Source organism: Nonomuraea roseola, from assembly GCF_039535395.1.
GTDB lineage: Bacteria > Actinomycetota > Actinomycetes > Streptosporangiales > Streptosporangiaceae > Nonomuraea > Nonomuraea roseola.
In genome coordinates this window covers 871,971-897,849 of record NZ_BAAAXC010000015.1, presented here as the reverse complement: position 1 = coordinate 897,849, position 25,879 = coordinate 871,971, and the positions used below count along the sequence as shown (strand labels likewise).

Annotated in this window: 23 protein-coding genes; 15 read left to right on the top strand and 8 right to left on the bottom strand. The window is 69.8% G+C overall.

What is annotated here, in order from left to right:
- Position 1: 1 nt before the first annotated feature.
- From ABFX55_RS27275 to ABFX55_RS27265, 3 genes are all read left to right on the top strand, one after another.
- Positions 2 to 424 (top strand): roadblock/LC7 domain-containing protein, encoded by a 423-nt coding sequence (locus ABFX55_RS27275; RefSeq protein WP_183648813.1) that lies wholly within the window; start codon positions 2 to 4, stop codon positions 422 to 424.
- Positions 425 to 428: 4 nt separating this feature from the next.
- A complete protein-coding gene (locus ABFX55_RS27270; protein ID WP_183648811.1) occupies positions 429 to 794 on the top strand; it encodes a DUF742 domain-containing protein in 366 nt (121 codons plus the stop codon).
- A 72-nt stretch (positions 795 to 866) separates the two neighbouring features.
- Complete coding sequence (locus ABFX55_RS27265) at positions 867 to 1,451, top strand: GTP-binding protein (RefSeq protein WP_183648808.1); 585 nt, start codon at positions 867 to 869, stop codon at positions 1,449 to 1,451.
- Positions 1,452 to 1,519: 68 nt separating this feature from the next.
- Here ABFX55_RS27265 and ABFX55_RS27260 read toward each other — a convergent pair whose 3' ends face one another.
- The 5 genes from ABFX55_RS27260 to ABFX55_RS27240 all read right to left on the bottom strand — a co-directional run bounded on the left by ABFX55_RS27260 (position 1,520) and on the right by ABFX55_RS27240 (position 7,507).
- Positions 1,520 to 2,278, bottom strand: a complete 759-nt coding sequence (locus ABFX55_RS27260) for a TetR/AcrR family transcriptional regulator (protein WP_346125561.1) — start codon at positions 2,276 to 2,278, stop codon at positions 1,520 to 1,522.
- Positions 2,279 to 2,435: 157 nt separating this feature from the next.
- Positions 2,436 to 3,386, bottom strand: a complete 951-nt coding sequence (locus ABFX55_RS27255; RefSeq protein ID WP_346125559.1) for an ABC transporter substrate-binding protein — start codon at positions 3,384 to 3,386, stop codon at positions 2,436 to 2,438.
- The gene (locus ABFX55_RS27250) at positions 3,371 to 4,351 is read right to left on the bottom strand and encodes an ABC transporter substrate-binding protein (RefSeq protein ID WP_346125557.1); all 981 of its coding nucleotides are present in this window, start codon (positions 4,349 to 4,351) and stop codon (positions 3,371 to 3,373) included. Before ABFX55_RS27250 ends, ABFX55_RS27255 begins: the two co-directional genes overlap by 16 nt.
- A gap of 7 nt (positions 4,352 to 4,358) precedes the next feature.
- A complete protein-coding gene (locus ABFX55_RS27245; RefSeq protein ID WP_346125555.1) occupies positions 4,359 to 6,281 on the bottom strand; it encodes an ABC transporter permease subunit in 1,923 nt (640 codons plus the stop codon).
- The gene (locus ABFX55_RS27240; RefSeq protein WP_346125553.1) at positions 6,278 to 7,507 is read right to left on the bottom strand and encodes a quaternary amine ABC transporter ATP-binding protein; all 1,230 of its coding nucleotides are present in this window, start codon (positions 7,505 to 7,507) and stop codon (positions 6,278 to 6,280) included. The genes ABFX55_RS27245 and ABFX55_RS27240 overlap by 4 nt, the downstream gene beginning before the upstream one ends.
- Before the next feature lie 399 nt (positions 7,508 to 7,906).
- Between ABFX55_RS27240 and ABFX55_RS27235 the strand changes: the two genes are divergently transcribed.
- The 4 genes from ABFX55_RS27235 to ABFX55_RS27220 are packed head-to-tail and all read left to right on the top strand — an operon-like array spanning position 7,907 to position 12,360.
- A complete protein-coding gene (locus ABFX55_RS27235) occupies positions 7,907 to 10,876 on the top strand; it encodes a sensor histidine kinase (protein WP_346125552.1) in 2,970 nt (989 codons plus the stop codon).
- The gene (locus ABFX55_RS27230; RefSeq protein ID WP_346125550.1) at positions 10,873 to 11,295 is read left to right on the top strand and encodes a roadblock/LC7 domain-containing protein; all 423 of its coding nucleotides are present in this window, start codon (positions 10,873 to 10,875) and stop codon (positions 11,293 to 11,295) included. Before ABFX55_RS27235 ends, ABFX55_RS27230 begins: the two co-directional genes overlap by 4 nt.
- A gap of 12 nt (positions 11,296 to 11,307) precedes the next feature.
- A complete protein-coding gene (locus ABFX55_RS27225; RefSeq protein ID WP_379479228.1) occupies positions 11,308 to 11,721 on the top strand; it encodes a DUF742 domain-containing protein in 414 nt (137 codons plus the stop codon).
- 54 nt (positions 11,722 to 11,775) lie between these two features.
- A complete protein-coding gene (locus ABFX55_RS27220; protein WP_346125548.1) occupies positions 11,776 to 12,360 on the top strand; it encodes a GTP-binding protein in 585 nt (194 codons plus the stop codon).
- Between the two features lie 9 nt (positions 12,361 to 12,369).
- Here the strand turns inward: ABFX55_RS27220 and ABFX55_RS27215 are convergent, their stop codons facing one another.
- Together ABFX55_RS27215 and ABFX55_RS27210 are read right to left on the bottom strand one after the other, a co-directional pair.
- Complete coding sequence (locus ABFX55_RS27215) at positions 12,370 to 13,323, bottom strand: SIS domain-containing protein (RefSeq protein ID WP_346125546.1); 954 nt, start codon at positions 13,321 to 13,323, stop codon at positions 12,370 to 12,372.
- Positions 13,320 to 14,474 (bottom strand): hypothetical protein, encoded by a 1,155-nt coding sequence (locus tag ABFX55_RS27210; RefSeq protein ID WP_346125544.1) that lies wholly within the window; start codon positions 14,472 to 14,474, stop codon positions 13,320 to 13,322. Before ABFX55_RS27210 ends, ABFX55_RS27215 begins: the two co-directional genes overlap by 4 nt.
- Before the next feature lie 169 nt (positions 14,475 to 14,643).
- Here ABFX55_RS27210 and ABFX55_RS27205 point away from each other — a divergent pair, with 169 nt between their 5' ends.
- The 4 genes from ABFX55_RS27205 to ABFX55_RS27190 are packed head-to-tail and all read left to right on the top strand — an operon-like array spanning position 14,644 to position 18,397.
- On the top strand, positions 14,644 to 15,762 hold the full coding sequence (locus ABFX55_RS27205; protein WP_346125542.1) for a polyamine ABC transporter substrate-binding protein: 1,119 nt from the start codon (positions 14,644 to 14,646) through the stop codon (positions 15,760 to 15,762).
- Between the two features lie 29 nt (positions 15,763 to 15,791).
- Positions 15,792 to 16,619, top strand: a complete 828-nt coding sequence (locus ABFX55_RS27200; protein ID WP_312895590.1) for an ABC transporter permease — start codon at positions 15,792 to 15,794, stop codon at positions 16,617 to 16,619.
- Entirely contained in the window at positions 16,612 to 17,391 is a 780-nt protein-coding gene (locus ABFX55_RS27195) for an ABC transporter permease (protein WP_312895589.1), read from the top strand. The genes ABFX55_RS27200 and ABFX55_RS27195 overlap by 8 nt, the downstream gene beginning before the upstream one ends.
- A complete protein-coding gene (locus ABFX55_RS27190; RefSeq protein ID WP_346125540.1) occupies positions 17,378 to 18,397 on the top strand; it encodes an ABC transporter ATP-binding protein in 1,020 nt (339 codons plus the stop codon). The genes ABFX55_RS27195 and ABFX55_RS27190 overlap by 14 nt, the downstream gene beginning before the upstream one ends.
- On the opposite strand, the gene ABFX55_RS27185 is transcribed toward ABFX55_RS27190, so the two are convergent.
- On the bottom strand, positions 18,391 to 18,996 hold the full coding sequence (locus tag ABFX55_RS27185; protein ID WP_346125538.1) for a TetR/AcrR family transcriptional regulator: 606 nt from the start codon (positions 18,994 to 18,996) through the stop codon (positions 18,391 to 18,393). The two genes, ABFX55_RS27190 and ABFX55_RS27185, sit on opposite strands and share 7 nt — an antisense overlap.
- Before the next feature lie 143 nt (positions 18,997 to 19,139).
- On the opposite strand from ABFX55_RS27185, the gene ABFX55_RS27180 reads away from it, so the two are divergent.
- The 4 genes from ABFX55_RS27180 to ABFX55_RS27165 all read left to right on the top strand — a co-directional run bounded on the left by ABFX55_RS27180 (position 19,140) and on the right by ABFX55_RS27165 (position 25,817).
- Complete coding sequence (locus tag ABFX55_RS27180; protein ID WP_346125536.1) at positions 19,140 to 20,384, top strand: glycosyltransferase; 1,245 nt, start codon at positions 19,140 to 19,142, stop codon at positions 20,382 to 20,384.
- A gap of 92 nt (positions 20,385 to 20,476) precedes the next feature.
- Positions 20,477 to 21,874, top strand: a complete 1,398-nt coding sequence (locus ABFX55_RS27175) for an aminobutyraldehyde dehydrogenase (RefSeq protein ID WP_346125534.1) — start codon at positions 20,477 to 20,479, stop codon at positions 21,872 to 21,874.
- A gap of 266 nt (positions 21,875 to 22,140) precedes the next feature.
- Positions 22,141 to 25,398 carry a nitrate- and nitrite sensing domain-containing protein gene (locus tag ABFX55_RS27170; RefSeq protein WP_346125532.1) on the top strand — a complete coding sequence of 1,086 codons (3,258 nt, stop codon included), beginning with the start codon at positions 22,141 to 22,143 and terminating at the stop codon, positions 25,396 to 25,398.
- Positions 25,395 to 25,817, top strand: a complete 423-nt coding sequence (locus ABFX55_RS27165; protein WP_183648763.1) for a roadblock/LC7 domain-containing protein — start codon at positions 25,395 to 25,397, stop codon at positions 25,815 to 25,817. Before ABFX55_RS27170 ends, ABFX55_RS27165 begins: the two co-directional genes overlap by 4 nt.
- The last annotated feature ends 62 nt before the right edge of the window (positions 25,818 to 25,879 follow it).

Below are 25,879 nucleotides of genomic sequence, written 5' to 3'. Positions count from 1 at the left end.
TGTGACGACCTTGAGCCATGAGGCCCACAGGTTCGACTGGCTGATCACTGACTTCGTCAGGAACACCCCGGGGGTGGCCCACGCCGTCGTCGTGTCCGCCGACGGTCTGTGCCTGGCCAGCTCCGAGGGCTTCCCGCCGGACAGGGCCGACCAGCTGGCGGCGGTCTCGGCGGGTCTGCTGAGCCTCACCGTGGGCGCCTCGCGCGTCTTCGAGGGCGGGCCCGTGACCCAGACGGTCGTGGAGATGCAGCGTGGTCTGCTGCTGGTCATGGCGATCAGTGACGGGTCCGTGCTGACCGTCCTGGCCTCGCCCGACTGTGACATGGGTCTGGTGGCCTACCAGATGACACTGCTGGTGGACCGTGCCGGACAGGCGCTCACCCCGGCTCTTCGCGCGGAGCTCCAGGCTGCCAGGACCCGGTGATGTGATGGTGTACGGGAGTGACGGGACGGGGGACGACGAGCCCCTGTTCCGTCCGTACGCAGTCACCGGCGGCCGGTCGGAACCCCGCTACCACATGGCGATGGAGACGCTGATCTCCTCGATGTCGATCCCGGATGACGAGATGGCCCTGCTCACGCCCGAGCAGGAGGCCATCATGACGCTGTGCAGGTCGTTCCGGTCGGTCGCGGAGATCTCCGCCTTGCTGCGGGTTCCTCTCGGCGTGGCCAGGGTCGTCGTCGCCGACATGGCCGACGAAGGACTCGTTCGCCTGCACCAGCCGCGCCTCAACCAGGGACAGCCAGACATGAACATGCTCGAAAGGGTACTCAGTGGACTTCGCAGGCTCTAGCGTCAATGGGAAACGTGCGAAATCGACCGCTATCGCCTGCGTCAGCGGTCACGAACCTGGGATGGCGGTCTGATGAGCACGTTGCCCGTTGAAGGCGGGCTCACCTCGACGAAGATCGTCGTCGCGGGCGGGTTCGGCGTCGGTAAGACGACGTTCGTGGGTGCGGTGTCCGAGATCCTCCCGTTGACCACGGAAGCGGTCATGACCGACGCCTCCGCGGGCATCGACGACCTCGGCCTGACCCCGAACAAGCAGACGACGACCGTGGCCATGGACTTCGGCAGGCTGTCGCTGGACAGGGACCTGATCCTGTACCTGTTCGGCACGCCCGGTCAGCACCGGTTCTGGTTCATGTGGGACGACCTGGTGCGCGGCGCGATCGGCGCCGTGGTGCTGCTCGACACGCGGCGGCTGGCCGACTCCTTCCCCGCGATCGACTACTTCGAAGAGGCCAAGCTGCCCTTCGTCGTGGGCGTCAACGGGTGGGACGGTCAGTTCCCGCACGCGGAGAACGAGGTCCGTGAGGCGCTCGCCCTGGCGCCGCACATCCCGATCGTCAGGACCGACGCCCGCAACAGGGAGTCGGTCAAGGCCACGCTGATCTCGCTCGTCGAGCACGTGGTCAGGGTCAGGGCCTCCTACGGGACCCCTGCCTAGCCGTCAGCGAAAGGGGGAGGACCTACGGGTCCTCCCCCTTTCGCGTGCGGCGCCTGCGAAAGTAGCGGTCAGCGGCTCTCGATCAGCAGGGAGATGCCGTCGAGCAGGCGCTGGAGACCGAACTCGAAGGTGTGCTCGGGGCTGTGCGCCGAGCCGTACACCTCGGCGGCGGCCTCGCCCACGCGCGAGGCGACGGGGAAGCGCGAGACGTCCGAGATGCGGTGCAGGAAGGGGGCGTGGGAGGCCCACCACTGCTCGTCGGTCATCCCCGTGTGCTTCTCCGCCTCGAGCGCCTCCACGGCGCCCCTGGCCGCGCCGTGGACGAATCCGGTGACCAGCGTGATGACGGAGTCCATCTCGACGTCGCTCAGGCCGATGCCGTCGATGGCGCGCAGCTCGTACTCGTACTTGGCCGTGGTGTGCGGGCCGAGCACGGGGCGGCTGGTGGCGACCTGCAGCAGCCAGGGGTGACGCAGGTACAGGGCCCAGTTCTCGCGGGCGATCTGCTCCAGGCGCCCGCGCCAGCCGCCGGGGACGTCGTCGGGTCTGGCGGTCTCGCCGTAGACGGTGTCGAGCATGACGTCGAGCAGTTCGGGCTTGCCCGGCACGTAGGTGTAGAGCGACATGGTGCCGACGCCGAGCTTCTCCGCGACCCTGCGCATGGACAGCGCGCCGAGCCCTTCGGCGTCGGCGACCTCGATGGCGGCGCGCACGATGCGGTCGACGCTCAGCTCGGGCTTGCCCTTGCGGCTGGGCCTCTCGCTGGTGCGCCACAGCAGCGCGAGGCTGCGCGCGGGGTCGCCCTTGCCGGTGTACTCCACGGTCACATCTGTACGGTACACCGTACGGAGCCTGCCCTCCTGTCGACGGTGGAACTCCGCGTGTCCTGCGGCAGGGGGCTCGCGCCCGGAACGAGGCCGGCGGCTCCACCGGCGTCATCGCGGGCGCGCACACGCCGCCGCCGGTGACGTGTGCGCGCCCGCGTCACTTGGGCAGCCAGTCCTTCCACACGATCTTGTTCGCCTCGACCCACTTCTTGGCGGCAGCCTGCGCCGACATGCCACCGTCGGCCATGTCGCTGGCCACCGCGTTCTGGTGCTCGTTGGTCCAGGTGAAGTTGCGAACCAGCTCGTAGGCCCTGCCACCGGTGTCGGCGAACTTCCTGCTGACGATCTTGTCGAGCAGGTAGGGCGGGTAGTCACAGGCCACCTTCGCCGGTACGGCGTCGCAGCCGATGGCGTAGGGCGGAAGGTTGATCTTGACCAGCTTGACCTGGGTGAACAGCCACTGCGGCTCGTAGAAGTACATCAGCAGCGGCCGCCTGTTCCTGGTGGCGTTCTTCGCCGCGCTGATCAGGGCGTTCTCGCTGCCGGCGTAGACGACCCGGTAGTCGAGCTTCAGGTTCCTGACCAGCGCCTCGTCGGAGGTGACGAACGACGGGTCGCCGTCGAGCACCTGTCCCTTGTCACCGGACTTGGCGGTCCTGAACAGCTCGGCGTACTTGTTGAGGTTGCGCCAGTCGGTGATGTCCGGGTACTCCTCGGCCATCCACTGGGGCACGTACCAGCCGATGATGCCCTTGTTGCCGTTCAGCCCGGCGGAGACCGCGACCTTCTTGTCCTGGATGAACTCCTTCTTCTCCTGCTCGCGGCCCCAGTTCTCGACGATGACGTCGACCTCGCCGCTCTCGAAGCCCTTCCAGGACTCGTCCTCGGCCAGCTTCTTGGTCTGCACGCGATAGCCGAGCTCGTGCTCGAGCAGGTAGGCCAGGACGGCGGCGCTGGCCTCGTAGCCGACCCACGGGTTGACGGCCAGCCGTACGGTGCCCGTCTGCCTGGCCTGCTGGGGCGCCTCGGCCGTACAGCCGGTGAGGATCAGGGCGAGGGCGAGCGCCCCCGCCAGAGCCCTGCTTCGGAGCCTTACTTGGGAAGCCATGCCTGCCACTTGGCCTGGTTGGCCTCCACCCACTTCTTGGCGGCGTCCTCGGCGGACATGCCGTTGTTCTGGATGTCGTTGGCGACAGCGTTCTGGTCCTCGTTGGTCCAGCTGAAGTTCTTGACCAGCTCGTAGGCCTTGCCGCCGGTGTCGGCGAACTTCTTGCTCACGATCTTGTCGAGGTCGAGCTCGCCGTAGTCGCAGGCGACCTTCTTCGGGTCGGCGTCACAGCCGGCGGTGTACGGCGGCAGGTTCACCCTGGCCAGCTTGACCTTGTCGAAGAGCCAGTGCGGGGTCCAGAAGTAGAACAGCAGCGGCTTCTGCTGCTCCTGGGCCTGCACCGCGGACTCGAGCAGCGCGGCCTCGCTGCCGCCCGTGACGACCTTGAAGTCAAGCTTCAGGTTCTTGACCAGGGCCTCGTCGTTGGTGACGTAGGAGGGGTCGCCGTCGAGGAGCTGACCCTTGCCGCCCGACTCCGAGGTCTTGAACAGGTCGGCGTACTTGTTGAGGTTCTTGTAGTCGGTGATGTCGGGGTACTTGTCGGCCATCCACTGCGGGACGTACCAGCCGATGACGCCCTTGTTGCCGGTCGAGCCAGCGGAGAGGGCGACCTTCTTCTCCTCGAAGTACTTCTTCTTGAGATCGTCGTGGCCCCAGTTCTCGACGATGACGTCGACCTCGCCGGTCTCGAAGCCGGCCCAGGCGACCTCCTCCTTGAGCTCCTTCTTCTGCACCGTGTAGCCGAGCTCGTTCGTCAGCAGGTGGGCGATGACGGCGGCCGTGGCCTCGTAACCGACCCACGGATTGATGGCGATGTTGACGGTTCCCGCCGGCGCGGCGCTGCCCGAGCCGCTGGGCTGGGCGGCGGCTGTCGCTGTGGCGCCGGTGTCGACTCTGGCGCCGCCGCCGCAACCCGCGACGGCCAGGCCAAGGGCGACGACCCCGGCCATGAGGCGAATCTTCATGCGGTGTTCATCCTCTTACTTGGGGGGAAGAGCGCCTGTCGGCGCCCTGCGTGATGCGGTCGAGCATGATGCCCAGCAGCACCGTGCCGACGCCGGCGACGAAGCCCATGCCGAACTCGGAGTGCTGGGAGAAACCGGTGACGACGTCGTAGCCGAGCCCGCCGGCCCCGACCATGCCGCCCACCACGACCATGGCGAGCGTCATCACGATGCCCTGGTTGGCGGCGAGCAGGATGGCGCCTCTGGCCATGGGCAGCTGCACCTTCCACAGCAGCTGGCCGCCGGTCGAGCCCGCCGACAGCGCGGCCTCGACGGTCGTGGGGGAGACGCCGCGGATGCCGTCCTCGACCAGGCGCACCACCGGCGGCACCGCGTAGATGACCGAGGCGAAGATGGCGGTGAACCTGGTCGCGCCGAACAGCGCGAGGGCGGGCAGCAGGTAGACGATCGAGGGCATCGTCTGCGCGGCGTCCAGCAGGGGGCGCTGGACGGCGGAGAAGCCGCGCGAGCGCGCGGCCGCCACGCCGAGCAGCAGGCCGAGCAGCAGGGTGACGGTCACGGCGACCAGCACGGTGGTCAGCGTGGCCATGCTGTGCTCCCACAGACCGAGCAGCGCCAGACCCAGCAGACAGGCCAGCGCGGTCAGCGCGGGCCTCGGGCCGCTGGCCCACCAGGCCAGCGCCAGGACGGCTGCCGCCACCAGCCACCAAGGCGTGGAGGTCAGCACGTCCTGCAGCGGGTTGAGCAGGAGGTCGGAGGTCACGTTCCTGATGGCCGTGGTGACGTCGTACCAGCTGAACTTGGCCCAGTTCACCGCCTCGGTCACGGGAGGGCCGATGCGCAGGATCCACGCGTCGGGGAAGCGCGCGGGCAGGAGCGTGGCCGCCACCACCCCCGCGAGGGCGATCGCGCCCGCGACGGCGTAGCGGCGCGGGCCCGAGGGGGCGGCCTCCGCCGTCCCTTCGCGTTTCGCGGCGGCCATGGTCAGCCGGTCCAGGACGATCGCCATGACGACGATGGCGATGCCCGCCGGAAGCATGAAGCCGACGTTCGCCCTGGACAGGCCCCTGATGATGTCGGAGCCCAGCCCTGGGGCCGAGATGAGGGCGGCGATCACGACCATCGACAGCGCCATCATGATGGCCTGGTTGATCGCCAGCGCGATGGTCTCGCGGGCCATCGGCAGCTGCACCTTGCGCAGCGTCTGCCAGCGGGTCGCCCCCAGGGAGGCCGACGCCTCGATCGCGGTGGGCGAGACCCGCTCGACGGCCAGCGCGGTGATCCTGATCGCCACCGGCATCGCGTAGATGAGCGTGGCGACGGTCGCGGAGGAGGGGCCGATGCCGAAGAAGAGCACCATCGGCGTCAGGTAGGCGAACGTCGGCATGATCTGCATGACGTCCAGCACCGGGGTCAGCGCCCTGCGCACCCGCGCCGAACGGCCCGCCCACACCCCCAGCGGCAGGCCGACGGCCAGGGCCACCAGCACCGAGGTGAGGACCAGGGCGAGGGTGCGGACGCTCGCCTCCCACACCCCGAGCACACCGAGGGCGGCGAACCCGCCCACGCCGAGCAGCGCGAGCCGCCATCCGCCGGCGAGCCGGCCGAGAGCGCCCAGCACGCCGATGAGCCCAGGCCAGCCGAGCGCGAACAGGACGGTCTCGAAGGCGGCGTAGAGCTCGCCGAGGTAGATGCGGACGTAGTTGACGCCGTACAGGAAGAGCGGGTTGTCGTTCCTGTTGGTGTCGACCCAGTCGCGCGCCTCGTTGACGGCGAGGAAGGGAGCGGCCTCGTCGTCGTGAGGGAGCGTGGCGGTGCCGCGCATCGTGAGGTAGCCGGCCAGGAGGACGACGCCGACGGCCACGGGGACGAGCCATCGCGGCGGACGGCGCAGCGCCGGGGTCTCGAGGGCCGCGACGGCGCCGCTCACGATTTGGCCTCCGGCACGCGAGCGTCCTCGTCGCCGCCGTCCGCGCCGGGTGCGGCGCCTTTCACGCCGGATGCGCCGCCGTCAGGGCCGGGTGCCTCGTCGCCGCGGCCTTCGGCCTGCTTCGGGTCGGAGGTGAGCGGAGGGTCGAGGCCAGGTGAGGGCGCGGGGACGTGGCCGGACAGGCGCACCGCGGACGGCGCCTCGCCCATGGCCGACAGGATGTCCACGCGATCGACCACGCCGACCAGCCGGTCGCCGTCCATCACGCGGATGGGCCGGCCTGAGCCGGTCACGGCGGGGACGGCGTCCCTGATGACGGTGGCGGCCGGCAGCACTGGCCCGTCGAGCCGCTCGTCGGGCTCGGGGTCCCTGGAGATCCAGCGCAGCGACAGCACGTGGCTGCGGGGCACGTCGCGCACGAAGTCGGCCACGTAGTCGTCGGCGGGCGCGCCCACCACCTCCTCCGGCGTGCCGAGCTGCACGATGGCGCCCGCCCGCATGATCGCGATGCGCTCGCCGAGCTTGAGCGCCTCCGACAGGTCGTGGGTGATGAAGACCATGGTCTTGCCCACCTCGCGGTGCAGCCGGATGACCTCGGTCTGCATGTCCCTGCGGATCAGGGGGTCGAGCGCGCTGAACGGCTCGTCGAACAGCATCACCTGCGGCTCGACCGCCAGCGCCCTGGCCAGGCCCACGCGCTGCTGCATGCCGCCGGAGAGCTGGTCGGGATAGGCGTCGGCGTAGCCGTCCAGCCCGACGAGGGAGAGGATCTCGCCGGCCCTGGCGTGGCGGTCCCGGCGGGAGACGCCCTGGATCTCCAGGCCGTAGGCGACGTTGTCGATCACCTTGCGGTGCGGGAGCAGGCCGAAGTGCTGGAAGACCATGCTGACGCGATGGCGGCGCAGTTCGCGCAGCCTCGCGGGGGAGGCGGCGCGCACATCTTCGCCGCCGATGCTGATCTGCCCTGCCGTCGGCTCGACGAGCCTGGTGAGGCAGCGCACGAGAGTGGACTTACCGCTTCCCGACAGGCCCATCACGACGAACATCTCGCCTGGTCGCACGGTGAAAGTGACATCTCTGACGGCGGCGGTGCAACCGGTCTTCCCGCGAAGTTCGGAGGGGTCGAGGTCCTTGTCAGGGCCATTCAGGACACGGTCCGCCCGCGGCCCGAAGATCTTCCACAGCCCGCCGACCTCGATGGTCGCACTGTCCTGCCCGGCTTCCACTTTCTGCCTCCAGAAGCTCGCGGCCCTCGCCGCTTGGCGCGGTCCGAGTTGTCGAGGGTAGGCGCGACGGGGCTCAACATATGGCTTGAACAACGCAAATCACAACGTCGTGATCATCCAGAGACTGGGGCGTTACTGGAGTAGTCCAGGAGTGGAACGCACCAAACCCCCATTAACGGACACGGTCAGTTATATGCCTATATTTCTGGCGGCATGATCTTTTGTGGATCGCCCGAAAATGGGGGCTCCAGCTTCTCTTCGCTTGTGTCACACAAGATTGGTTTGTCGCGTTATGTTCGGCTAGCCGTTCCTTATAGTGATGTGCTCGAATAACCCGCAGTTGCTGGATTCTCCCAGGAGCCTCACCAGGAGGCCCTTTCCCTACTGAGGTTGCGTTCGGTGAGCAGAAGAACCAAGGCCGACGACGGCGGGTGGCGGTTACGCAACTGGCGCGTGCGTGCACGGCTGGTCGCACTGATCCTCGTGCCCACCGCCGCCGCCGTCCTGCTGGGCGGCCTGCAGGTCGTGGCCTCCACCAGCGCGGCCACGGACTACGACCGCGCCAACCAGCTGGCCAAGCTCGCCGAGCGGGTCGGCGCGCTCACCCACGAGCTGGGCGCCGAACGCGCCCGCACCGCCTGGTACATCGCGCTCGGCAGGCCCGAGCGTGGTCTGGCCGACGTGCGCCAGCAGATGAGCAGGGCCGACACCGAGGTCGACAAGGTACGGCAGAGCGCCACGGTCCTCGGCCCCGACCTCACAGGCCGCACCGGCGACGAGGTCGACGCCGTGCTGGCCCGCCTCGAGGACCTCACCGCGCTGCGCGACCAGGCGCTCGAGTCGGACCTGCTCCCCGGCGCGGCCCTCGGCTCCTACACCGCCGTCATCTCCGACCTGCTCGCGCTCAACGACCAGCTCGGCAAGGGCGCCGACGACGAGGAGCTGGCCCGCCAGTCGACTACGCTCGACGCGCTGGCCCGCGCCAAGGAGAGCGCCTCGCTGCAGCAGGCCCTGCTCACCACCGTGCTGGTGGCGGGCAGGTTCGAGCAGGAGCAGCTCAAGGCCTTCCTCGGCGAGCTGGCGCGCGAGACCAACGAGCGCAAGGCTTTCGCGGAGGAGGCCACCTCCGACGAGCGCCGCCTGTTCGACGAGACCGTCAACGGCCGCCGCGCCGACAGGGCGCGCTTCCTGCGCGAGCTGGTCCTCGACAGGGCCAACGCGGGAGCCCCGCTGAGGGGCCTCGACCTGAGCAAGCGCGACGACGCGCGCGAATGGTTCGAGGCGGCCACGATCGTCGTCGACTCCCTCCGCACGGTCGAGGAACGGCACGCCTCGGCGATCGTCGCCCGCACCGGTCTGCTGGCCTCCGCCGAGCAGCAGCGCGCCTACCTCGTCGCGGGAGCCGTGGCGGCGCTGCTGCTGGCCGTCCTGCTGATCACCACGGGGGTGGCCCGCTCGCTGGTGCGGCCGCTGCGGCGGCTGCGCAGCGAGGCGCTCGACATCGCGGGACAGCGCCTTCCCGGCTTCGTCCAGCGGCTGCGCGAGGCGCGCGACGGCGGCCCGCCCGCCGAGGTCGCGCCCATCGGCGTCTTCTCCAAGGACGAGGTCGGCGAGGTGGCCAGGGCCTTCGACGAGGTCCACCGCGAGGCCGTCCGGTTGGCGGGCGACGAGGCCAAGCTGCGCGCCAACGTCAACGCGATGTTCGTCAACCTTTCGCGCCGCAGCCAGACCCTCGTCGAGCGGCAGCTGTCGCTCATCGAGCGCCTCGAGCGCGGCGAACGCGACGACAACCGCCTCGGCGACCTGTTCAGGCTCGACCACCTGGCCACCCGCATGCGCCGCAACAGCGAGAACCTCCTGGTCCTCGCCGGCCAGGAGGCCGCCCGCAAGTGGACCCAGCCGGTCGAGCTCATGGACATCGTGCGGGCGGCGCTGGGCGAGGTCGAGAGCTACGACCGCGTCGTGAACCAGGTGCAGTCGGAGGTCGCGGTCGCGGGACAGGCGGTCAGCGACACCGTCCACCTGCTGGCCGAGCTGGTGGAGAACGCCGTGTCGTTCTCCGCGGGCGACACCAAGGTGACCATCTCCAGCAACCGCATCGACGGCGGCGGGGTCATGATCGCGGTGACCGACCACGGCATCGGGATGAGCCAGGAGGAGATCACCCAGGCGAACTGGCGTCTGGCCAACCCGCCGGTCGTGGACGTGTCGGTCTCGCGGCGCATGGGCCTGTTCGTGGTCGGCAGGCTGGCGCTCAGGCACGACATCCGCGTCCAGCTGCGCAGGCAGGACGTCGGCGGGCTCACCGCGATGGTGCTGATCCCCGAGGCGCTGCTCACCGCGATCCCCGGCCAGCCGCCGGTCGCGGGCCAGCCCGCCCACGGCCCTCACGGTCAGCCCGCGCCTCACGTGCAGCTCGGGCACGGCCCCCACGGTCCTGGCCCTCACGGCCCCGGTCCGCAGGGCCCCCAACGCCTCCACGGCGCTCACGGCCGGCCGCTCCCCGGCCAGGGCCAGCCGTCCGCACCGGGGCAGCCCTTCCTGCCGGGACAGCCGCAGGGCAGCCCGGTGGTGCCGGCGCAGGCGGGGCCCATGGCCTACGACCACCCGTCACTGGACGACCTGCGACCCGCGCCGATGGCGGCGCCGGTCCTCGACGGCCCGCCCGTCTTCGACAGCACCTCACCCTTCGACGGCCCTGGGACGTTCGACAGCCCGTCCGGCGACTGGTTCGCCACCAACGACGCGCCGTCCACCGATCTCGACCACGCCGCCCCTTCCGACCACACCGCGAACGGGCTGCCCAGGCGCGGAGGTCAGGGCGAGGGGCTGGGCTTCAGGCGGATGCCGGGGCTGGGCGGCTCACCGAATCCCTACGCGGGACAGCCCGACGCCACCAGACCGCTGCCGCGGGTGGAGAGCTCCTCGCTGGAGAAGGGCGAGGAGGAGTTCCTGCCGATCTTCGCCGCGGTGGAGTCCAACTGGTTCAAGCGCCCCGACGCCACGCTCGAACGCCCCAAGCACCCCGAGGGACGGCACGCGCAGGCCGGAGCGCCCGGCGCCGACGCTCCCGCGCCGCAGCAGCAGGCCGCCGACGTGTGGTCCTCGCCCGCCGACGCGGGGTGGCAGGCCGCCCGGTCGGTCAGCGAGCCGAACAGCGGCGGTCTCACCACCTCAGGCCTGCCCAAGCGCCAACCGCGGGCGAACCTCGTGCCGGGCTCGGCTCTCCCACAGACGCAGAGCGCCCCGCCTGCCCTGCCACCGCCTTCCCCCGACAGGATCCGCAGCAGGCTGGCCAGCTTCCAGCAGGGTGTGCGCAAGGGCCGCGCCGAGATCGAGCATGCGCACGAGGAGGAAGAGCAGCGGTGATGGAGTTGAGCCAGGCCGCCAGAGACGTCAGCTGGCTGGTCAGCGGCTTCGTCGAGGAGGTGCCGGGCGTCGCGCACGCCGTGGTGGTCTCCGCCGACGGCCTGCCGATGGCCTTCTCGAGAGGCTTTCCGCAGGACAGGGCCGACCAGCTGGCGGCCGTGGCCGCCGGACTGGTCAGCCTGGTCCAAGGCGCCGCGCGGGTCTTCGAGGCGGGTGGAGTCACCCAGACGGTCGTGGAGATGCAGCGAGGGCTGATGTTGGTCATGAACATCAGCGACGGGTCGTGCCTGGCCGTGCTGGCCGCGCCCGACTGTGACCTGGGCATGGTCGCCTATCAGATGACCGTTCTCGTCGAGCGGGCGGGGCAGGTGCTCACGCCCGCCGTACGGGCGGAACTGTCCTCAGCGCGCCCCTGGTGATGGGAGAGCAACGTGGCCACGTGGAATGACGGCCCCCCTTACGGGTACGGGGCGCCGCACTCCCCGAACTACGGGGAGCCCCCGCAGGAGGAGCGCAGCTCCCTGGTGCGGATGTACTCCCTCACGGGCGGGCGTACCGCGCCGCGCACGGACCTGGCCATGGAGGCGCTGGTCTCCTCGGCCACCTCGGCCCAGCTCGGCATGAGCCACACCCGTGAGTACCGGGCGATCAGCGAGCTGTGCCGCCAGATCAGGTCCGTCGCCGAGGTGTCGGCCCTGCTCGCCATGCCGCTCGGGGTGGCCCGCGTGCTGATCGCGGACATGGAGGCGGAAGGGCTCGTCCGGATCTACCAGCCGCAGCTGGACGCCGGCATGCCGAACAGGAACCTGCTGGAAAGGGTGCTCAGTGGACTTCGCAGGCTCTAGCCACAGGAAGCATGCACAATGCCTCATCGGTCACGAAGCTCACGTGGCGGTCTGATGAGCATGTTTCCTGTGGAAGGCGGGCTCACCTCGACGAAGATCGTCGTGGCGGGCGGGTTCGGCGTCGGCAAGACGACGTTCGTGGGCGCGGTGTCGGAGATCCTGCCGCTCACCACCGAGGCGGTCATGACGAACGCCTCGGCCGGGGTGGACGATCTCAGCCTCACCCCTGACAAGACGACCACCACGGTGGCCATGGACTTCGGCAGGGTCTCGCTCGACCGCGACCTGATCCTGTACCTGTTCGGCACGCCCGGCCAGCACCGGTTCTGGTTCATGTGGGACGACCTGGTGCGCGGCGCCATCGGCGCGATCGTCCTGGTCGACACGCGCAGGCTGGCCGACAGCTTCCCCGCCATCGACTACTTCGAAGAGGCCAAGCTGCCGTTCGTGATCGGGCTCAACGGGTGGAACGGGAGCTTCCCCCACGTGGAGAGCCAGGTGCGCGACGCGCTCACGCTGCCCTCTCCCGTGCCGATCGTGCGCACCGACGCCCGCTCCCGCGAGGCGGTCAAGAGCACGCTCATCACCTTGGTCGAGCACGCCCTGACCGTCCGCTCCGCCTACGGCCCCAGATACTGAGCCAGGAGATCAGGCGCCGCGCCACCAGTGGGCCGCGACCAGTTCGGCGACGAGGGTCTCGGTCAGCAGGGCGACGTCGGGGTCCTCGTCGTGCGCGTAGCGGATCGAGCCCCGCTCTCCCTCCACGTGGCCGCCGACCGTGAGGACGGTCGAGCCGCGCTGCCGTACCCAGTCCATGGCCTGGGCGTCGTAGGCGGAGCCTGGGAACAGCAGCGCCCGGTAGGAGAGCGTCTTGGTGAGGTAGACGTCCACGTGTGACCAGTCGCCGCTCTCGCACGCGTCGGCGGGGCGGCGCGGCCCTTCCCGGACCATCAGCGCCGACTGCTCGGCCGACGACATCCGCTCGGCGGGGGCGATGGCGTAGACGCCGTTCGGCCCGTCGAGCAGGTCGAGGGCGAGCGGCAGCCACTGCTCCCGCCGCTCCAGCAGGTCCGAGGTGGCCTCGGCGGCCAGCCGTACCAGCGAGGGGAGGTCGCGCCCGGCCCCCGTGAGCTCGGACTCCATCGCCAGCAGGTGGATCAGCGTGTGCTGGAAGGTACGGCAGGCCACGCCGCCTCGCTCCTCGCCCGCCAGCATCGGGATGACCGCGTCGGCCCCCTCGGTGATCGCCGAGTCCGGCACGTTGGTGAGGGCGACGACGGGGGAGGGGCCGCCCGCGTAGCGGGCGAGGGCGTCGAGCGTCTCCCTGCTCCCTCCGGTCGCCGAGATCGGCACGACGAGCGTCTCGGGGCCCGCGGGGAAGGTGGCGGCGGCCGAGCCGTACTCGGCGTAGGCGTCGAAACCCCTGGCCCGCAGGCGCAGGGCGGCCACGCCCGCGGCGTAGCGGGAGCTGCCCATGCCGAGGAAGACCACCCGCCTGACCCCCTCGGGCAGCGGCGGCCGCTCCTTTTCCAGCCAGGCGGCCAGGTCGATGAGGGCGGCGGGCTTGGCCTCCAGGTCGGCCTGGAAGAGTTCGGGGTTCACGGGGTCTCCTCGGTGAAGCGGGTGCGCAGCACGCCCATCGGGGCGTAGCGCCAGCGGGGCAGGTGACGGGCGGAGTAGATGAGCTCGCGGCACTCCTGCTCGATCTCGAACGGGCCGATCAGCCGCTCGTCCAGCAGTTCGGGCCTGCCCTCGGCGCGCAGCCTCTCCCTGTAGGCCGACAGCAACGTCTCGCGGGCGGTCGCGGCCCACGTGGCGGCGGCGGAGGGGGCGGTGCCCCTGCGCTTGATCGCGACCTGGGCGACGTGCTCGAGGCTGGTGGTGAGCTGGGCGACGTCGCGGGCGGCAGGCTGGTACGGCTCGGCCTCCGCGACGGTGGGGTTGCCGTCGAAGTCGATCACGGCGTAGCCGTCGCGCCACTGGAGGATCTGGCCCACGTGGAAGTCGCCGTGGATGCGGATCGTGGCGCCGCCGACGGCGTCTGCCAGGGGCTCGAGCCGGGCGCGGAGCGCGTCGGCGTGCTCGCGCAGCCACGTGCCGTCCTCCCCGTCGGTGAGCCCGAGCGCCTCTTCAAGCGCCCGCTCGGCCCTGTCGGAGAGCGCGGAGGCCGGCGCGGAGGCCGGCGGGGAAGCGGGTGAGGAGGCGGGCGGGGCCTGGGCACCGGCCGGCGGGAAGGTGGCGAGGGCCAGGTGGAGGTCGGCGGCCAGGCGGCCGAGCGTGGCGGCGAAGGCGGTACGGCCCGCCTCCGCCTCGTCCACGCACCACTCCCATCCGTCGCGCGCCTCGGGCAGGTACCCGGTGACCAGGGCGAGCAGCCGCTCGGCCCCCGAGGAACCGACCACGGTGAGCGCCGCGTACGGCGGCGCCGTGTGCTCGAAGCCGGCCTCGGTGAGGTGCGCGAAGGCGACGAGCGTCGGGTGGGGGAGCGGCGCGGGAACGGCCATCCACTTCACCACGATCCGCTCGCCCACGACCACCGAGTGGTTGGTCTGGTCGACGTCGATGCCGCGCTCCTCCCACGCTGGTTCCCCCGGTCCTGGACCGTCGGGCAGGGGAAGGTAGCGGTACAGGGAGAATGGCGGTGGAGGGTCGGAGCGCAGCGCCGCGAGGAGCGCCGAGGTGACGCCGTCTCCCGCGCGGGGAACAGCGGTGTCCTCCCGATCGGTGACGGGATTCTCACCCAGTGAGAGCAATCGCTCCCAAATTGAATCGCGATTCAACAACGGGATCAAACTTCCTGGTGACAATGTCCGGAAAAGTCTTGCTCATGTTGATGTTGGCTGCAACACTCCTGCTTTGGTCTGCAGTGCCCGGTTGGTCGCGAGACCCCTCGTACATCTGAATCTAGAAGGAGTAGCGGCCGTGTCCCGTATCCGGTACACCCGTCGTCTTCCGGTCGTCGTGGTGGCGACCGGACTCGCGCTCGCCGTCGCGGCGTGCGGCGGCGAGTCGTCGACCGACAGCGCGAAACCAGCTCCGAGCGCTGCGGCGCAGCTGGACGCCAAGGCCGACCTGTCCAAGCAGAGTCTCACGGTGACCGTCTGGCCGGGCTACACGCCCAAGGAGCTGGCCGAGAAGGCCAAGGCCGAGCTCAAGGTCGGCAAGGTCGACATCGTCGAGCACGACACCAACGAGACCGCGATGGCCAAGCTGACCACGCAGGCCGGCGAGAGCATCGACGTGGCGTTCGTCTCGGGGCAGTACGCCCAGGCGCTCAACGAGCAGGGGCTGCTGGAGCCGATCCACCCCGAGTTGATCCCCAACCTCAGCAACCTCTACCCCGAGGCCACGCAGCTCTCCTACGACAAGGGCAACAAGTTCTCGGTCCCCTACACCTGGGGCACCACCGGCATCTGCTACCGCAGCGACCTGGTCAAGGCCGAGCCGAAGAGCTGGAACGACATCCTGAAGCCGCCGGCATGGGCGGACAAGAAGGTCACGATGCTGGCCACCGAGCGCTGGCTGGCCCTGCCCGCGCTCAAGGTCCTCAAGTTCTCGGTCAACACCACCAAGGACGAGGAGATCGCCAAGGCCAAGGAGCTGCTGCTCGCGGCCAAGCCGCACGTGATCTACGACGACGTCACCTTCGGCCAGAAGCTCCAGTCGGGCGAGGCCGTGATGGCCGAGGCGTGGGACGGCTGGTGCCCGACCACCGACGCGAAGAAGAACATCAAGTTCGTCGTGCCGAGCGAGGGCAGCGACCTCTGGGTGGACACGATGGTGATCATGAAGTCCTCCAAGAACAAGGAGGCCGCGCACGCTCTGATCAACTACATCCTGAACCCGGAGATCCACAGCTGGGCGGCCGCCAACATCAACTACAAGGTGCCCAACAAGGCGGCCATGGACAAGGTCGAGGTGCCCGAGGGCTCGCTCCTCGGCATCTCTCCCGCCGAGCTGTTGAACGGTGAGGCTGCCATCGACCTGGGCGAGGCGTCGGTCAAGTACACCCGCCTCTCGACCGAGGTCGCGGCCAAGTAGCCGTGAAAGTCGTCGGCAAGCCCCGGCCGGTGTCCCCTCGATGGGGGCGCCGGCTGGGCGCGTTCGTGTTCCTGGGCCCGGGCGTCGCCTACCTGGCGGTGCTCCTGCTGGTGCCCCTCGCGCTGATCCTCAGCTACACCGTCTTCCGACGCGGCCGCTTCGGCGGGATCGTCTACGAGTTCACGACGGAGAACTTCAGCCGTCTGTTCGACCCGCTCTACCTCGACGTCGTCCTGACGTCGATCAAGCTGGCCACGCTCACCACGGTGTTCGCGCTCCTGCTCGGCTACCCCACGGCGTACCTGATCGCCAGGCTGCCGCGCACGTGGAAGACCGTCGCGCTGGTCGCGATCGTGCTGCCGTTCTGGACGAACTTCATCATCAGGGTCTACGCGTGGACGATCCTGCTGAGCGGGCCCGGCCTGATCAACTCGGCTCTGGGCACGCAGATGGAGCTCCTGTACAACCACGGAGCGATCGTCACGGGGCTGCTCTACTCCTACCTGCCGCTGATGGTGTTGCCGCTGTACGCGGCGATCGAGAAGCTCGACCCGCAGCTGCGGGAGGCCTCGGCCAACCTGGGCGCCTCGGCCTTCACGACCTTCCGCAGGGTCACGCTGCCGCTGACGCTGCCCGGCGTCGCCACCGGCTGCCTGTTCGTCTTCGTGCCCAGCTTCGGCAACTTCGTCATCCCCGAGATCCTCGGAGGAGGACGCACGGCCACGGTCGGCACCCTGATCCGCGCCGAGTTCCTCAAGTCGCGTGACTGGCCCTTCGGCTCGACGCTGGCGCTGGCCGTCATCCTGGTCCTGATCGTGCTCCTGGTGATCCAGTCGTGGGTGAGCCGCCGTGGGTAGGCCGCGCTTCCTCTACGTGCCGTTCTGGCTGACCTACGTCTTCCTCTACGCGCCGATCGCCGTCCTCGTCGTGATGTCCTTCAACGAGGGCAAGTCGCCCTACCTCCACGAGGGCTTCAGCCTCAAGTGGTACGGCGTGCTCGCCGAGGACGACAAGGTCATGGAGGGCCTGGTCAACACCCTCATCGTGGCGGGGGGATCGACCGTGCTCGCCACGGTCCTCGGCACCCTGCTCGCCGTGGGCCTGGCCAGGCACACCCGCTCCAAGCTGCTCGACGCGCTCGGGCTGATGCCGGCGATCCTGCCCGACCTCGTGCTGGCGATCGGGCTGCTGGTCTTCTACGACGTGGTGCAGTTCAGCCTCGGCCTGCACTCGGTGATCCTGTCGCACGCGCTGTTCGGCATGGCCTTCGTGGCGGCGGTCGTGCGCACCAGGCTCGCCCACGCCGACTCCTCGCTGGAGGAGGCCTCGCGCGACCTCGGGGCGGGGCCCGTCACCACCTTCGTCAGGGTGACGCTGCCGCAGCTCGCGCCCGGCATCGTGGCAGGCGCGCTGCTGGCCTTCACCCTGTCGATCGACGAGTTCGTCATCGCGTTCTTCACGGCGGCGCCGACCGAGCCGACGCTGCCCATCGTCATCTACTCAATGATCAGGTTCGGGGTGACCCCGGAGATCAACGCGCTCGCGTCGATCCTGCTGCTGGTGAGCTTCACCGTGGTGATCGTCGCCCAGCGCATGACGAAGATCGGGGAGTTTCGTGCTCAAGATTGACGGCGTCACCCGCAGGTTCGGTGACGTCACCGCGCTCGACAACGTCTCGCTGGAGATCGGGCAGGGCGAGTTCTTCGCCCTGCTCGGCCCCTCGGGCTGCGGGAAGACCACGCTGCTGCGGATTCTGGCCGGGTTCGAGACCCCCGACGCGGGCACCGTCACGCTCGACGGCGACGACCTGCTGTCGATGCAGCCGAACAGGCGGCCGATCAACCTGATGTTCCAGTCGTACGCGCTGTTCCCGCACATGAGCGTGGCCAAGAACATCGCCTACGGCCTGCAGCAGGAGAAGCTCGGCAGGGCCGAGATCAAGCAGCGGGTCGACGAGGTGCTCGAGACCGTCGGCCTGGCCGAGATGGCGGGGCGCAAGCCGTCCCAGCTGTCGGGCGGCCAGCGCCAGCGTGTCGCCCTGGCCCGCGCGATCGTCAAGCGCCCGCGCCTGCTGCTGCTCGACGAGCCGCTGTCGGCGCTGGACAAGAAGGTGCGGGCGGGCATGCAGCTGGAGCTCAAGCGGCTGCAGCACGAGGTCGGCATCACCTTCGTCGTGGTCACCCACGACCAGGAGGAGGCCATGTCGCTGGCCGACCGCATCGCCGTCTTCGAAAAGGGGCAGGTGCGGCAGGTGGACGAGCCCGTCACCCTGTACGAGCGGCCCCGCACGCCGTTCGTGGCCGACTTCGTCGGCGCCAACAACCTCTTCGAGGGCACCGTGGTGCCGGGCGGCCTCGACGTCCCCGAGCTCGGCGTGCTGCCGGGCGAGGGCGCCGAGGTGGCTGGGGTCGACGCGCTGCTGGCCGTCAGGCCTGAGAACGTCAGGCTCACCGATCGCGGCCTGCTCGGCACCGTGCTGGACGTCAGCTTCTACGGCGGGATCTCGCACATCGCGGTCACCGTGCCGGGCAGGGACAAGCCCGTCCTGGTCGCCCAGCAGGGCGCCGCGAAGGTCGAGGCGGGCGCTCAGGTCAGGCTCGGCTGGAACAGCGCCGACGCGGTGCTGATTCAGTGAGACAGGTCGCAGCCCGTGGCCGTGCGGGCGTAGTCGAGGATGAGCTCGGCGGCCTCCTCGGGGCCGATGAGCGGGTGCCTGGCGGTGATGCGGTAGCCGTAGGCGTCCTCCAGCGCCACCAGGTTGCGCGAGATCGTCAGAGACTCGGCCGTCAGGTCGAAGACGCCCAGCGCCTGTCCCGTGTCCAGGATCGCCTGGTACATCGACACCTGGCGGTCGAAGAGGGTGGTGAGCAGCAGGCCGTAGATCCGGTTGCGGCCCGCCGCCCCGCCCAGCTCGTTGAGCAGGCGCACGTCGGGATCGAGCGGCCCGGTGGGCAGCCCGGAGCGGATCGTCGTCACCAGCTTGCGGGCAGGGTCGCTGATCGTCGAGATCTGGCGCATGCGGTGCTCGTAGAAGCGCTCCACGCTGGCGTGGTGCGCCTCGACCAGCAGCTCGCTGAGGTCGGGGTAGTGGTAGAGCACCGCGCCGGAGGTCAGCCCCGCCTCCTCCGCCACGTGGGCCAGGTGCACCCCGTCGATGCCGTGGCGGATGATGGCCCTGCGCGCCGCCTCGATGAGGTCGATGCGCCGGTCCGAGCGGCTCTTGCGCGCGGTCACCAGCACCCCCGTTTCTATCGTGTCATTAAGGTCAACCGGGCACATACTGCCTTGAAGTTGACTCTCCCGCTAGATCAGTATTTGAATCGCAATTCAACTGAGCGTTCCTCCCGGAGTAGATGATGTCTCTCACCATCCTGTTCATGCCTGAAAGCGCGTACGGCCCGACGAACAACAGCATCGGCATCGGCGACATCCTGCGCCGTCGCGGGCACCGTGTGGTCTTCGCAGCTGAATCGTCGTGGAAGGGCAAGCTCGAGGCGCTGGGCTTCGAGGAGGACCTGGTCGACCTCGCCCCTCCGGCCGAGGAGGAGCAGGACGCGGGTCAGTTCTGGAAGGACTTCATCCGCGACACCGCCCCTGAGTACCGCAAGAGCACCCAGGAGCAGCTCGAGACCGTCACCAAGCCGATCTGGGACGCGCTCATCGACGGCGTGAAGTACTGCGAGCCGCAGCTGAAGGCGATCATCGACAGGGTGCGGCCCGACATCATCGTCGAGGACAACGTGATCACCTTCCCCGCGCTGCTGACCGCGGGCAAGAAGTTCGTGAGGATCGTCTCCTGCAACCCGCTGGAGGTGCGCGGCCCCCAGGTGGCGCCGGTCTTCTCCGGCCTGCCCGCCGACGACTCCTCCGAGTGGGACACCTTCCGCGCCGAGTACGACCGCACCCACCGCGAGATCTGGACCGCCTTCAACGAGTGGTGCGTCGAGCAGGGCACCGAGCCGCTGCCCGACCTCGACTTCATCCACGAGGGCGATCTCAACCTCTACGTCTACCCCGAGCCGCTCGACTACACCGACGCCCGTCCGCTCGGCCCGAGCTGGCACCGCCTCGACTCCTCCGTCCGCGAGACCGACGAGGAGTTCGAGCTGCCCTTCGCCAAGGGTGAGGGCGCGCTGGTCTACTTCTCGCTCGGCTCGCTCGGCTCGGCGGACGTGGAGCTCATGCAGCGCGTGATCGACGTGCTGGCCACCACCCCGCACCGCTTCATCGTCTCCAAGGGCCCGCTGCACGAGGAGATCAAGCTCGCCGACAACATGTGGGGCGCGGAGTTCCTGCCGCAGACTAAGATCATTCCCCAGGTCGACCTGGTCATCACGCACGGTGGCAACAACACCACCACCGAGGCGATGCACTTCGGCAAGCCGATGATCCTGCTGCCGCTGTTCTGGGACCAGTACGACAACGCCCAGCGCGTGGCCGAGCTGGGCTACGGCGTGCGCCTGTCCACCTACACCTTCACCGACGAGGAGCTCACCGGCGCCCTCGACAGGCTGCTGGGTGACGCGCCGCTGCGCGCGAAGCTGGCCGAGGCGGGCGAGGAGATCCGCCGTCGCGACGGCCTGCGCAAGGCCGCCGACCTGATCGAGCAGCTCGGCCAGTAGAAGCCAGGGGGAGCGCCGCACGCGCTCCCCCGCGGCCTGGTCTCCGCCGTCACGGCAGGCGACCGACCCGATCGTTTCCGAGGAAAGACACCATGCGCCAACTGATCAACCCCGCCACCGGCCAGCCGTTCGCCGAGGTGCCCGACACACCCGTCGCCGAGGTGGCGGCCGCCGTACGCAGGGCCAGGCAGGCCTTCGAGGAGTGGTCGCAGACCACGCCGGCCGACAGGGCCAGGATGCTGCTGCGCCTCGCGGACCTGGTGGAGGCCGACGCCGAGGAGCTGACCAGGCTCGAGGTGGAGGAGACTGGCAAGCCCGCCGCCGTCTTCAGGGACGGTGAGCTGCCCTTCGCCGCCGACAACCTGCGCTTCTTCGCGGGGGCCGCCCGCTCGCTCGACGGCAGCGGCGCCGGGGTGTTCAGCGCGGGCTACACCTCCGTGCTGCTGCGCCGTCCCGTCGGGGTCGTGGGTTCGATCGCGCCGTGGAACTTCCCCTTCGTGATGGCGGTGTGGAAGCTCGGCCCCGCGCTGGCGGCGGGCAACGCGGTGGTCATCAAGCCGGCCCCGCAGACCCCTCGCACGACCATGCGCCTGGCCGAGCTGATCGCCAAGGCCGGCGCGCCCGAGGGGCTCGTGCAGGTCGTGACGGGTGACGCCCAGGTGGGCGAGGCGCTGGTCACCGACCCTGGCGTGGACATGGTGAGCGTGACGGGCTCCACGGAGACCGGGCGGGCCGTGATGACCGGGGCCGCCCGCACGCTCAAGCGCGTGCACCTGGAGCTCGGCGGCAAGGCCCCCGCGCTGGTGTTCGAGGACGCCGACCTGGCCGAGACCGCGCGCGGTGTGGCCATGGGCGCGACCTACAACACCGGCCAGGACTGCACCGCGGCCACCCGCGTCTACGTCGCCAGGCAGGTGTACGCGGACGCGGTGGAGGCGATCCGCGCTACGCTGGCGGAGATCACGATCGGCGATCCGTGGGACCCCACGACGGACATCGGGCCGCTGATCTCGGCCGCGCACCGCGACAGGGTGCACGGCTTCGTGGCCCGTTCTGATGCGGAGGTGCTCTTCGGTGGCGCCCCCGTCGACGCACCAGGCTTCTTCTACCCGCCCACCCTCATCGCGGGTCCTGCGCAGGACAGCGAGATCGTCCAGGGCGAGCTTTTCGGCCCTGTCCTTGTCGTGCTGCCCTTCGACGGCGAGGACGAGGCTGTCAGGCTGGCCAACGACACCCGCTACGGCCTGGCCTCCTCGGTCTGGTCGAGGGACGTGGCCAGGGCCATGCGCGTCTCGCACCGGCTGGACGTCGGGGTGACGTGGGTGAACGATCATCTGCCGATCGCCAGCGAGGCTCCGCACGGCGGCGTCAAGGGCAGCGGCTTCGGCAAGGACATGAGCCAGGAGGCGGTCCAGGAGTACTCCGTGACCCGTCACCTCATGATCAAGCACGCGGCTCCAGCCGAGCGGGACTCGTTCCGGCCGGCCTAAACGGCATGCGGCGTTATGGGTGAAAAAAGCCAGATTTGTGGGTGTTTAGCGGAGTATGTCTCGTTCGCTGATCTGGTCAGGTTGTGTTCCAATTACGATCGCTCCTGGAATCCCATGCGCCACATGCGTGTCAGAGATTTTCGAGCACGTATGGCGAGAGGTTGCGAGACTCTGTGAGGACGGATAACCCCCGGCACGCCGCCCCGGGGGAGGACATAGGAAAGAAGCCCAGGTCGGGCAGTCGTTTCCAGCTGGGCAACTGGCGGGTGCGATCGCGCCTCATCCTGCTCATCCTGATCCCCACGGTCGTGGGCGTCCTCCTCGCCGGGATCCAGCTGGCCAACTCCATCGGCACCGCCGCCGAGTACCGCCGCCTGACCCAGGTGGCCGAACTCGTGCAGCGGCTCGGCGCGCTCTCCCACGAGCTGGGCAAGGAGCGCGCGCTCACCGCCTGGTACATCGCCGACAACCGGCGCGTGCGGCGCCTGGCCGCGCTGCGCAACCAGCGCGACGTGGTCGACGCCGAGAAGAAGAAGGTGCTCGCCAGCACCACGGCCATCGACGACGCGCACTCCGCCCGCGTGCGCCACGAGGTCGACGACGCCACCCGATGGCTCAACGGCCTCGACGGCCTGCGCGAGTCGATCGCCGGCGACAGCGACAGCGTGCCCGCCCGAGCGGCGATCAAAACCTTCACCTCGATGATCGACGTCATGGAGGGCCTGCAGAGCGAGCTGATCGCCTCGGGCAACAACGACCGCCTGCTCGGTGACGCCACCGCGCTCGGCGCGATCGAGCGCGCCAAGGAGGAGGTCTCCCGCCAGCAGGTCATCCTCCTCGTCGCGCAGATCGAGCGGAGCCTCGACTACGACGACCTGTCGGACTTCCTCGGCTCGTGGAACGCCCAGCAGGGCGAGCTCGCCATCTACGACACCGAGGCCTCGGCCGACGACCTCGCCTTCTACCGCAAGACGGTCAAGGGCCAGGAGATCGACCGCGCCGACGCGATGCGCCAGCGCGCGCTGGCCCAGATGCGCGAGTACAAGCAGATCCGCGACCTCGACATCACCTCGCGCCGCGACCTCCAGCTCTGGTACGACAGCACCGAGCAGACCGTCGACGCCATGCGCAAGGTCGAGACCCAGCTTGCCGCCTCGATCGTGGCCCAGACCAGGGTGCTGAGCGACGCCGAGCAGCGCGACGCCATCATCTCCGGCGCGGTCATCCTCGTCCTGCTGGTGCTCGTGCTGATAATCACCACCGGTGTGGCCGGCTCGCTGGTCCGCCCGCTGCGCAGGCTGCGCGCCGAGGCCCTGGAGGTGGCGGGCAGCCGCCTGCCCGACACGGTCCGCGCGCTGCGCGAGTCGGGCGACGGCGCCGTCATCCCCGAGGTCCCCTCCATCGGCGTGCTCACCCGCGACGAGATCGGGGAAGTGGCCAGGGCCTTCGACGAGGTCCACCGCGAGGCCGTACGGCTGGCGGGCGACGAGGCCAAGCTGCGCGCCAACGTCAACGCGATGTTCGTCAACCTCTCGCGCCGCAGCCAGACCCTCGTCGAGCGGCAGCTGTCGCTCATCGAGGGCCTGGAGAACGGCGAAGAGGACGAGCAGCGTCTGTCCAACCTCTTCAAGCTCGACCACCTGGCCACCCGCATGCGCCGCAACAGCGAGAACCTCCTGGTCCTCGCCGGCCAGGAGGCCGCGCGCAAGTGGACCGAGCCGGTCGAGCTGGTCGACATCGCCCGCGCCTCCCTGTCGGAGGTCGAAGGGTACGAGCGGGTCAACATCCAGGTGCCGACCGGCACCATGGTGGCCGGCCCCGCAGTCACCGACGTCGTCCACCTGCTCGCCGAGCTGATCGAGAACTCCATCTCCTTCTCGCCCCGCGAGACCAAGGTCAGCGTCTCCAGCAACCGCACCGAGGGCGGCGTCATGGTCGCGGTCGTCGACCTCGGCATCGGCATGACCGCCGACGAGGTCGCGCAGGCCAACTGGCGCCTGGCCAACCCGCCCGTCGTGGACGTGTCGGTCTCGCGCCGCATGGGCCTGTTCGTGGTCGGCCGCCTGGCCCTGCGCCACGGCATCAAGGTGCAGCTGCGCTCGCAGCCGACCGGCGGCGTCACCGCGCTGGTGGTGCTGCCCGACACCCTGCTGGTGTCCGCGTCGGCCCCCGCGCAGACCGGCTTCCCCTACCAGCAGACGCAGAGCTCCTACAGCCCGTTCGACTCGCCCGTGCTGGCGGCGCCCGTGGCGCAGTTCGGCATGGACACCCCGGACGTGCGGGCCTTCGAGGAGCCGATGCACACCCCGTGGCCCGGGGTGCTGCCTCCCGCCGAGGGCGAGTCCGCCTGGCCTCCGCTGGACGAGGAGCGCGCCTTCGGGACGCAGGGCGGCAACCCGTCCAGCAACGGCGGGCCCGCCGGCAGCGGCGTGCCGTCCGTGAACGGGTTCGCCGGCGCCCCCGACAGCGGGTTCGGCGACAGGTTCTCCGACGGCGGCTTCTCCGACAGCGGTTACTCCGACAGCGGTTTCTCCGACGGCGGGTTCCCCACCGACAGGGGTGGCTCCTCCACCGGGGCGTTCCCCACCGACAGGGGCGGCTCGTCCACCGGGGCGTTCCCCACCGACAGGGGCGGCTCGTCCACGGGCGCGTTCTCCGACAGTGGTTACTCCGACAGCGGGTTCTCGGACAGCGGCTTCGCCGACAGCGGGTGGCCGTCGGCCGCCCCGAGTCAGGCCGAGCCGACCTTCGACCCGTTCGCCAGGAGCCTGCCCGAGCCCGAGCCCAGGCCGATGGACGCCTTCGGCCGCCCGCCCGAGTTCGAGACCAGGCAGGCGCCGGGTCAGGACCTCCCGCGCAGGGAACCCTCCGACACCTCCGGCTTCCACTCGCAGGACTCCACGGCGACGTTCGGCAGGGTCGGCCAGGAGCCGCAGGGCGGCTTCATGGGGCTGCCGGAGCCCGACATGACAGGCCCGCTTCCCGTCGTGCGCACCTCGCCCATGGACGAGGACGGCGAGGAGTTCCTGCCGATCTTCTCCTCCGTCGGTTCCGACTGGTTCCGCAGGCCCGACCCCGAGGAACTGAAGGCCGCCAAGGACGAGACGCCGGCCCAGCCGGCCGCCCGTCGTCAGCCGCAGGCCGAGGAGCAGGCCGAGCAGGCCCCGCGCGGTCAGCAGCAGGCGCAGAGCATGCGTGAGGCGCGTCCGCAGGGACTGCCGCAGCGCAGGCCGGGCCAGAGCGCGCCGGTGACCCCGCCCTCGTGGTCCTCTCCTGCCGACAGCGGCTTCCAGGCGGCTCGCGCCGCCGCGGAACCCGTCCAGGGCGGCACCACGGCCTCCGGTCTGCCGCGCAGGGTTCCGAAGGCCAACCTGGTCCCCGGTACGGCGAGCGCGGCGGAGAGCGTCGCGCCCGAACCGGCGGCACCGATCTCGCCCGACCGGGTGCGCAGCCGTCTGTCCAGCTTCCAGCAGGGAGTCCGGCAGGGCCGCGAGTTCACCCGCGAGAACAAGGAGGAGCAATGAGAGAGCTGAGTCAGGGCGCCAGGGGCGTCAACTGGCTGATCACCGACTTCGTGAACAACGTGCCAGGTGTGGCCCACACCGTGGTGGTGTCGTCCGACGGTCTGCCCCTGGCCTACTCCGAGGGCTTCCCCAAGGACAGGGCCGACCAGCTCGCCGCGGTGGCCTCGGGTGTGATCAGCCTGACCCAGGGGGCGGCCAGGGTCTTCGAGGGCGGCATGGTCACCCAGACGGTGATCGAGATGCAGCGCGGCCTTTTGATGATCATGTCCATCAGTGATGGTTCGTGCCTGGCGGTCCTCGCCGCCGCCGACTGCGACATGGGTTTGGTGGCCTACCAGATGACGCTGCTCGTGGAGCGGGCGGGACAGGTGCTCACGCCTGCCGTACGCGCCGAGCTGCAGGCGACACGCCCTCGCTAGTCGGATGTGAGATGGGGGACAGGAGAAGGCTGTGACAGATCAGGGTTGGGCTGGTGATAACA

Coding starts and splice junctions, on each gene's coding strand:
- ABFX55_RS27270 (WP_183648811.1), top strand. CDS start 429: ATGGTGTACGGGAGTGACGGGACGGGGGACGACGAGCCCCTGTTCCGT.
- ABFX55_RS27265 (WP_183648808.1), top strand. CDS start 867: ATGAGCACGTTGCCCGTTGAAGGCGGGCTCACCTCGACGAAGATCGTC.
- ABFX55_RS27255 (WP_346125559.1), bottom strand. CDS start 3,386: ATGGCTTCCCAAGTAAGGCTCCGAAGCAGGGCTCTGGCGGGGGCGCTC.
- ABFX55_RS27250 (WP_346125557.1), bottom strand. CDS start 4,351: ATGAAGATTCGCCTCATGGCCGGGGTCGTCGCCCTTGGCCTGGCCGTC.
- ABFX55_RS27220 (WP_346125548.1), top strand. CDS start 11,776: ATGAGCATGTTTCCTGTGGAAGGCGGGCTCACCTCGACGAAGATCGTC.
- ABFX55_RS27180 (WP_346125536.1), top strand. CDS start 19,140: ATGCCTGAAAGCGCGTACGGCCCGACGAACAACAGCATCGGCATCGGC.
- ABFX55_RS27175 (WP_346125534.1), top strand. CDS start 20,477: ATGCGCCAACTGATCAACCCCGCCACCGGCCAGCCGTTCGCCGAGGTG.
- ABFX55_RS27165 (WP_183648763.1), top strand. CDS start 25,395: ATGAGAGAGCTGAGTCAGGGCGCCAGGGGCGTCAACTGGCTGATCACC.